This is a genomic window from Streptomyces inhibens (assembly GCF_003389455.1).
GTDB classification, from domain to species: Bacteria; Actinomycetota; Actinomycetes; order Streptomycetales; family Streptomycetaceae; genus Streptomyces; species Streptomyces inhibens.
The window spans coordinates 19,156-27,222 of record NZ_QUAC01000131.1; the positions used below are offsets into that span (position 1 = coordinate 19,156).

Consider the following 8,067-nt stretch of genomic DNA (forward strand, 5'->3'; position numbering starts at 1 on the left):
CGCGGAATGAGGTGCCGCACGCATACCTGTTGTATCTATCCTGTGCACATGCCCTCCGCGTCGACGCCCACCGCCCCTTCCAGAGAGCCCGCCGCCAAGCAGCCGCCCGCCGCCGAGCGGGTCTATGCGCACATCAAGGAAGCCGTCCTGCAGCGCCGTTACGAGGGCGGGATGCTGCTCACCGAGGGCGAGCTGGCCGACGCCGTGGGGGTGTCTCGGACGCCGGTACGTGAGGCGCTGCTGCGGCTGGAGGTCGAGGGGCTGATCAAGCTCTACCCGAAGAAGGGCGCCATGGTGCTGCCGGTCTCCGCGCAGGAGATCGCCGATGTCGTCGAGACCCGGCTGCTGGTGGAGAAGCACGCCGCGGCCAAGGCGGTGCCCGCGAGCGGGTCGCTGATCAGCGAGCTGACCGAGCTGCTGGAAACGATGCAGGAGCAGGCCGCGTCCGGAGATCTGGCTGCCGTCTCCGTCACCGACCGCGCCTTCCACGCCGCCATCGTGCGCAGCGCCGGCAACCAGATCCTGGACCGGCTCTACGAGCAGCTGCGCGACCGTCAGCTGCGGATGGGCGTCGCGGTGATGCACGCCCACCCGGACCGGATCGCCAAGAACATCACCGAGCACGCGGAGATCCTTGAGGCGCTGCGGGCCGGCGACCCCGAGGCCGCGACCGACGCCGTGCACCGGCACGTCAGCTGGGTCCGAAACCTCGCGCAGGGGGACGTGCGATGAGCGGTGGTACCGGCGGACCGGACGGCTCCAGCAGCTCCGGCATAGGCGGCGGTTCCGCCCGTCTGCTGCCCTCGGACCCGCCCGGCGGCCGTAAGGCCATGGCTGTCTGGGGCATCGGCGTCGCGGTCTACTTCGTCGCGATCACCTACCGTACGAGCCTCGGCGTGGCCGGCCTGGACGCCGCCGAGCGCTTCCACATCAACGCCTCTGCGCTGTCGACCTTCTCCATCCTCCAGCTGCTGGTGTACGCGGGGATGCAGATCCCCGTCGGCCTGATGGTCGACCGGCTCGGCGCCAAGAAGGTACTGACCCTCGGCGTGGTGCTCTACACCGTCGGCCAGTTCGGCTTTGCGCTCTCCTCGTCGTACGCCATGGCGCTCGGCTCGCGCGCGCTGCTCGGCTGTGGTGATGCGATGACCTTCATCAGCGTGCTGCGGCTGGGCTCCCGCTGGTTCCCGGCCCGCCGGGGCCCGATGATCGCTCAGATCGCCGCGCTGGTCGGTATGGCGGGCAATCTGATCTCCACGCTCGTCCTCGCCCGGTTCCTGCACACCTTCGGCTGGACCCCGACCTTTGCCTCCAGCGCGGTCGGCGGCATCGTTGTCCTGGCCCTGCTGCTGCTCTTCCTCCAGGACCACCCCAAGGGCTTCGAGCCGCCGCCCGCGTCCGCCGAGCACACCGGCGCCGGGTTCGTGCGCCGGCAGATCGCGGACGCCTGGCGCGAGCCCGGCACCCGGATGGGCATGTGGGTGCACTTCACCACCCAGTTCCCCGCGATGGTGTTCCTGCTGCTGTGGGGCCTGCCGTTCCTCGTCCAGGCGCAGGGCCTGTCCCGTGGCACCGCCGGTGAACTGCTCACCCTCGTGGTGCTCTCCAACATGGCGGTGGGGCTGGTCTACGGCCAGATCATCGCCCGCCACCATGCGGCCCGTACGCCGCTGGCACTGGGCACCGTCGCCGCCACCGCCCTGATGTGGGCGCTCGTCCTGTCCTGGCCGGCCGATCATGCGCCCATGGGACTGCTGATCGCGCTGTGTGCGGTGCTGGGCGCCTGCGGCCCCGGCTCGATGATCGGCTTCGACTTCGCCCGGCCCGCCAACCCGCCCGAGCGCCAGGGCACCGCCTCCGGCATCGTCAACATGGGCGGCTTCACCGCATCGATGACGACCCTGCTCGCCGTCGGCGTCCTGCTGGACGCGACCGGCGACAACTACCGGATCGCCTTCGCCTCGATCTTCGTCCTGGAGGCGGTCGGTGTCTCGCAGATCCTGCGGCTGCGCCGCCGCGCGGCACGGCGCGAGCGTGAACGGCTGGTCGTCAGCCGGGTCGAGGCGGTCCACGTCCCGGCGTAAGGGGCTGTCGGAAGCGGTGTCGCCCGGGGCGGCGGCCCGCCGCGCAGCGCCGGCAGGCCGACGCGGCTGAGGGCGTAGTGCGCCGGTCCAGGACTCGGAGAGTGTGCGTGTTTCACGTGAAACGGGCGGGCCTGTTTCACGTGAAACGGCTCCCGGCCAACTCCCGCGCCAACTCCCCGGCCAACTCCTCGTCGCCGTCCGGCCGACGGGAAGGACGCCCCGTCAGGAGCACCGGTTCAGGCCGGAGCACCGAAGCCGTACCACCGGGTCCCGCCGGAGCGCCCCCGTTCCGCGCCTCCGCTACGGCGTGACCGCGAAGTTGTCCAGGATCGCCTGGGCCAGCTCACGGTCGCCGTCGATCTTGATGTGCTCGGCGACGGCCGCCGGGCGGACCCGGCCGCAGGCCAGCTGGTGGAAGGTGTCCCAGTCCAGGGCGAGTGTCACGGTCGGGCCGAGCGAGACGCTGCCGTCGATCGTGGCATTGCCCTGGGAGTCGATGCGGACCGTGCGCAGGAACTCCAGCGGTCCGCTGACGTCGAAGACCACTGCCGAATCGTTCGGCGCCTGGGCCCTCTTGGCGACGACGCCGGGCAGCACCTTCACCAGCACATCGCGCATCACCTGCGCGCCGGGGGAATCGAGATTGCCGGGCTTGCCGAGCGCGCGGCGCAGGTCCTGCTCATGCGCCCAGACGTCGAACGCCCGCTGCTGCAGGACGAATTCCAGCGAACGGTCCTCGCCGAGCGGGCTGCGCACCACGGCGTCCGGCTGGCGCGTTTCATTGCGCAGCTGCCGGGAGCGGCGGATGACGGTGTATTCGAGCTCGCTGAGCATCTCCGGCGCGGTGTGGTGCCGACGGACGTCGACCTGCACCTCCATGCGGCGGGCCGACTCGCTGCGTACGTGGTAGAGATCGCGCGGCAGTGTGTGGATCGGCCGCGGGTCACCCAGCATTTCGCATTCCAGGCCGATGACATGGGAGACCACGTCGCGCACGGACCATCCTGGGAGGTCCGTCGCCCTGCTCCACTCGCCTTCGACGAGCGGAGTCACCAGCTCGGTTATCGCTTCTATGGAGTGAGTCCAGGCATCGATGGAGGACTGAAGGCTGGGATGGACGGTCACGGGACCCCTCGGACGGTTCGTACGCGGGCTGCTGTCTGTGCAGTTAAGTTACGCTGCGCACGGGCACCCCGGCAGTGCTTTCGGGTGACCATCGTAGGCCGATGTGCCAACGCCGTAGAGGGCCGCGGCGTACGGTCCGTGGAGGTCTGCGCCAGACGCCGAGCACGCCCCGCGCCTCAGTCCTCCCCGTGCTCCCGCTCCGCCAGCCGGATCACACACACCGCGATGGCGATCAGCAGCGGCGGATCCGCGTCGCCCCGTACGACATTGACCGCATACGTGTCACGCACGGTCAGCCAGCGCCGGGAGATCTCGGCGAGCAGCTCGCCGTCGTACTCGATCGCGAACTCCCGGTCCAGAATCTTGCCGCTGACGTCCAGCTGGGTGCCGTCCACCAGCTCGACGCGGTAGTGGTTGCGCAGCAGCGAGAGCCGCTTGCGCTTGATGGTGGCCAGCGGCTTGTCGTCCCGCTCGATGGTCATCGTGTCGCGCAGGCTGAGCATCTTCTTGCGGATGGTGATCAGCACCCGCCGTTCGGGATCCTTCAGCTCGAAGGTCTCCCGCAGCCGCAGCGCCTTCCCGTCCACGAGGAAGGCGTGCCGTCCGTGCTCGTCCTCGATCCAGTAGTCGTCTCCGATGCCGAAGATCCGGTCGCGTACGAGGTACTTACGGGAGTGCGGGGAGTGGCCCCCGGGAGATTGCTGCATGGCTGACGTGTTCCCCGGGGCCCCTGCGGAATGCGCACGCACCGGAGTGACGTTGAATGTCCACATGGCTTCACGTGCGCGCGTCCGGGCCCCCGAGCTGATCGGCAAGGGCGGCTGGCTGAACACCGGCAACAAGGATCTGACCCTCTCCGAACTGCGAGGACGCATTGTCGTCCTGGATTTCTGGACCTTCTGCTGTGTGAACTGTCTGCATGTCCTGGATGAGCTGCGGGAGCTGGAGGAGCGGCACCGCGACACCGTCGTGATCATCGGTGTGCACTCCCCGAAGTTCGTTCACGAGGCCGAGCACCAGGCGGTGGTGGACGCCGTCGAGCGGTACGGCGTCGAGCACCCGGTCCTCGACGACCCCGAGCTCGCCACATGGAAGCAGTACGCGGTACGTGCCTGGCCGACGCTGGTGGTGATCGACCCCGAGGGGTATGTCGTCGCCCAGCACGCCGGCGAGGGCCATGCGCACGCCATCGCCAAGCTCGTCGAGGAGCTGGAGGCCGAGCACGCGGCGAAGGGCACGCTGCGGCGCGGCGACGGCCCGTATGTGCCGCCGGAGCCGGTCGCCACCGATCTGCGCTTCCCCGGCAAGGCCGTGCGGCTGCCGGGAGGCAGCTTCCTCGTCTCGGACACCACCCGGCACCAGCTGGTGGAGCTGGCGGTGGACGGCGAGCAGGTGCTGCGCCGGATCGGCACCGGCGAGCGCGGGTTCACCCCGGACTCCTTCAACGAGCCGCAGGGCCTGGCGCTGCTGCCCGACAACCGGGTGGCCGTCGCGGACACCGTCAACCACGCCATCCGCATCTTCGACCCCGGGACCGGCGCGCTGGAGACGGTGGCCGGCACCGGCAAGCAGTGGTGGCAGGGCTCACCGACCTCGGGACCGGCCCGCGAGATCGACCTCTCCTCGCCGTGGGACATCGCCTGGTGGCAGGACCGGCTGTGGATCGCGATGGCCGGTGTGCACCAGTTGTGGACGTACGACCCGGCCACCGGCACGGTCGAGGTCGCGGCCGGCACGACCAACGAGGGCCTGGTGGACGGCCCGGCCGCCGAGGCCTGGTTCGCCCAGCCGTCCGGGCTCGCGGCGGCCGACGGCCGGCTGTGGGTCGCGGACTCGGAGACCAGCGCGGTCCGCTGGGTGGAGCGCGCCGAAGAGGGCGACGGCTATGTCGTCCGTACGGCCGTCGGCACCGGCCTCTTCGACTTCGGGCACCGCGACGGCGCGGCCGATCAGGCGCTGCTTCAGCACCCGCTGGGCGTGACCGCGCTGCCCGACGGCTCGGTCGCCATCGCGGACACCTACAACCACGCGCTGCGCCGCTACGACCCCGCGAGCGACGAGGTCACGACGCTGGCGACGGATCTGCGCGAGCCGTCCGCCGCGGTGCTCGTCGACGACGACATCGTGGTGGTGGAGTCGGCCCGGCACCGGCTGACCCGGCTGCGGCTGCCCGAGGAGGCGATCCGCGTCGAGTCGGTGGCGCATCGCACCCAGCGCGCGGCCACCGAGGTCGCCCCGGGCGCACTGCGGCTGGATGTGGTCTTCCAGGCACCGGCGGGCCAGAAGCTCGACACCCGCTACGGCCCCTCGACGCGGCTGCTGGTCAGCGCGACGCCGCCGGAGCTGCTCGCCGAGGGCGCGGGCGCGGGCACCGACCTCGCACGGGATCTGGTGCTTGCGGACGGCGTGACCGAGGGCGTGTTGCATGTCTCGGCGATGGCCGCGTCCTGTGACGACGACCCGGACATCGAATACCCCGCCTGCCATGTGCACCAGCAGGACTGGGGCGTCCCGGTCGAGGTCGTCGAGGGCGGGGTGGGCCGGCTGGGTCTTGTGCTGGCGGGGCTGGACGCCGAGTAGCCGGCAGCGGGGGGGGCCGGGTCGGCCCCCCCGCGACGGTCAGTGGCCGGTGCCGGTCACCTGCCGGTGTTGGTCTTGATCTCGGCCAGCTTGTCGGACAGGTACCAGTCGCTGACCTTGGCGGTCTTGCCGACGGACGGCAGGCCGGCGTACTGCGAGAGGTGGATGTTGGCCGACAGGCCGCGCTGGGTGGGCTCCGAGGCGTTCATGAAGCCGATCTTCACCACGCTCTGCTTGGTGCCCTTGTCCGCGGCGGTCGTGGTCGGGATGCTCGCATAGGCGTCCCCGCGCGCCGGAACCTCGATCCGCTGGGTCTTCCCGAACGACGGCGCGCCCTCGTAGTAGCCCAGCGGCTGCTTGGCGGTGCCGAAGTACAGCATCGGCGAGTTGTAGAGGTAGCAGGACCGGCTCTTGCTGTTGTGGAACTTGAGGATCACGTGGCTCGGGTCGGTCCGCGTGATGAACTTGTAGTCGCCCTGGGTGCCGGTGGTGCAGTAGGTCGTGCTGCGCGACGCCGCCCCTGCTCCCGCTCCCGCACCCGCCGCGGCCGCACCGCCACCGATGATCTTGCGCTTCTTGCTCTTGGAGGACGAGGAGGACGACTTCTTCGACTTCTTCGAGGAGTGGCTGTTGCAGCCGGTCAGCGCGAGCGAGCCAGCGAGTCCGAGGGCCATCGCGGCGTACGCGGCGGAGCGGCGGCGGGAGCGGCGTGCAGTCATGGGTGGGTCCCCCAGTGGGTCGCTGCGGTCAGCGAGGTGTGTCTGTCATGGCACGGCCACGATATCCACTGGCGTTCGATGCGCCAGGGCGGGATCGCCGCGCGCCGCGCCGGTGTGGTGTCGTCGCAGGTCAGACGGGTCGGAGTAGCTCAAGATCGGTGACCGCCGGCGTCAAGGCCGGTCCACGGCAGGCGGCGGGGGCAGTCCGGACAGCCGGGCAAAGGCGTGTTCTCCAGCTGTTCCGGGCGGTGGCCGATGCGCCGCGGCCTGCGAGCCCTGCGCCCGTCCGGCGAACCGTCCGATCCGGTGAGCGCAGGCACGGCCAGCGCTGCGGCGGGGAGCACGGCGACGGTCCCGACTGCGGCCGGCACCAGCCGCAGCCGGTCCTCGCCGAAGAGCGGCCGGCGGGCAGCCGGCCCTCCAACTCCTTGAGGCTGCAGTCGAGTTCGCCGTGCATGCGGCGCAGGGCGGCAACGAAGTCCCGTACCGGACCGGAGAGTTCGTTGGGGAGTGGGGCGGTGACGTTTCACGTGAAACAGCGTGATGTCTTCCGACGCGCATCACGCCCCGGACCGGAGTCAGTCCCCGAACTTCACCGGACGTAGGGCTTGAACTCGGCGTCGCCGCCGGGCAGGCCGTAGGTCAGCGTCCGGTGGTCGGTGCCATGGCCGCCGCGCTGCTCGTAGGTGGTGTACGCCCGGCGACGTGGCGGGTCGCCGGATGGTCCGGTCACGGCGACGGGGACCAGTGTGGAGCGGGGCATGGGGGCCGGCCGGAGGTTCCTCGTCCCACGGGGCGTCCCGGCCGTATGCGCGGCTGTGACCTGCGAAGACGTAAAAGTCCTGGGACAGGCCGGGCCGCTGCGTGAGACATGACGGGACAGCGGGCATGAGGAAGGGCGCCCGCTTGGGGGTGCGGGCGCCCTGGTTCAGGGGGATCTGCGTTCGGTGTGGACCGCGTGACGGGTTATCGGGCGGCCGGACACCGGCGGTGGCTCACCAAGCAGTCGCGTCGCTCGCGTCCGACTGCCAGTACGTCACCCACGCGCTGTCGTCGACGTACACCGAGCCTCCGGGGATCGCCACGTTCGCCGAGCCGCCGATGCTGCCCTTGCTGTCGCGGCCCTGAAGGCTGACGGACAGCGCCGTCATCTTGCGGCCGTTGCTGCCGGAACCGTCGGCCGACGAGGTCAGCACACCGGCGTAACCGGACTCGCCGGGGGAGAGGGTGACCACGGCCTGCGGCTTGCTGTCCGGCAGCTCAGCGAGCGGGGACTGCGCCTCGTCGAACCGCAGATTCGGGGAGAAGTAGAGGTCGCAGCGGGCACCGGAGGTGTTGGTGGCCACCAGCAGCAGATGGTTGACCGGCTCCTTCAGCGGCTGTGCCACGATACGGATCTTCGCGGCGTCGCAGGCCGTGTGCCGGATCCCGGCGCCGTCGCCGCTGTTCCCCGCACCGTGCGCCCCGGCGCCCGCCCCCGTGCCGTGGCCACCGCGCCCCGCGGACACCTGCTCCGCCCGGCCGCCGTCGGTCCGCGCACCGCCCTGCCCGGCACCGCC

Annotated in this window: 8 protein-coding genes; 3 read left to right on the forward strand and 5 right to left on the reverse strand. The window is 70.8% G+C overall.

All coding sequences use genetic code 11. The features are described from left to right. Nucleotides 1-48 precede the first annotated feature (48 nt). Both DY245_RS16975 and DY245_RS16980 read left to right on the forward strand, forming a co-directional pair. On the forward strand, nucleotides 49-732 hold the full coding sequence (locus tag DY245_RS16975; RefSeq protein WP_128508098.1) for a GntR family transcriptional regulator: 684 nt from the start codon (nucleotides 49-51) through the stop codon (nucleotides 730-732). A gap of 98 nt (nucleotides 733-830) precedes the next feature. Then, complete coding sequence (locus DY245_RS16980) at nucleotides 831-2,084, forward strand: MFS transporter (RefSeq protein ID WP_128508105.1); 1,254 nt, start codon at nucleotides 831-833, stop codon at nucleotides 2,082-2,084. Between the two features lie 300 nt (nucleotides 2,085-2,384). On the opposite strand, the gene DY245_RS16985 is transcribed toward DY245_RS16980, so the two are convergent. After that, the gene (locus tag DY245_RS16985; RefSeq protein WP_128508099.1) at nucleotides 2,385-3,209 is read right to left on the reverse strand and encodes a maleylpyruvate isomerase family mycothiol-dependent enzyme; all 825 of its coding nucleotides are present in this window, start codon (nucleotides 3,207-3,209) and stop codon (nucleotides 2,385-2,387) included. 176 nt (nucleotides 3,210-3,385) lie between these two features. Further along, nucleotides 3,386-3,916, reverse strand: a complete 531-nt coding sequence (locus tag DY245_RS16990; protein WP_128508100.1) for an LURP-one-related/scramblase family protein — start codon at nucleotides 3,914-3,916, stop codon at nucleotides 3,386-3,388. Nucleotides 3,917-3,980: 64 nt separating this feature from the next. Between DY245_RS16990 and DY245_RS16995 the strand changes: the two genes are divergently transcribed. Further along, nucleotides 3,981-5,789: an NHL domain-containing thioredoxin family protein gene (locus DY245_RS16995; protein WP_128508101.1), complete on the forward strand. Its 1,809-nt coding sequence runs from the start codon at nucleotides 3,981-3,983 to the stop codon at nucleotides 5,787-5,789. Between the two features lie 56 nt (nucleotides 5,790-5,845). On the opposite strand, the gene DY245_RS17000 is transcribed toward DY245_RS16995, so the two are convergent. The 3 genes from DY245_RS17000 to DY245_RS17010 form a co-directional block, all read right to left on the reverse strand. Then, on the reverse strand, nucleotides 5,846-6,508 hold the full coding sequence (locus DY245_RS17000) for a hypothetical protein (protein ID WP_128508102.1): 663 nt from the start codon (nucleotides 6,506-6,508) through the stop codon (nucleotides 5,846-5,848). A gap of 592 nt (nucleotides 6,509-7,100) precedes the next feature. Next, the gene (locus DY245_RS44450) at nucleotides 7,101-7,241 is read right to left on the reverse strand and encodes a hypothetical protein (RefSeq protein WP_181923727.1); all 141 of its coding nucleotides are present in this window, start codon (nucleotides 7,239-7,241) and stop codon (nucleotides 7,101-7,103) included. A gap of 262 nt (nucleotides 7,242-7,503) precedes the next feature. Continuing rightward, nucleotides 7,504-8,067 (reverse strand): DUF4232 domain-containing protein (locus DY245_RS17010; protein ID WP_128508103.1); only part of this gene is annotated, 564 nt, incomplete at its 5' end.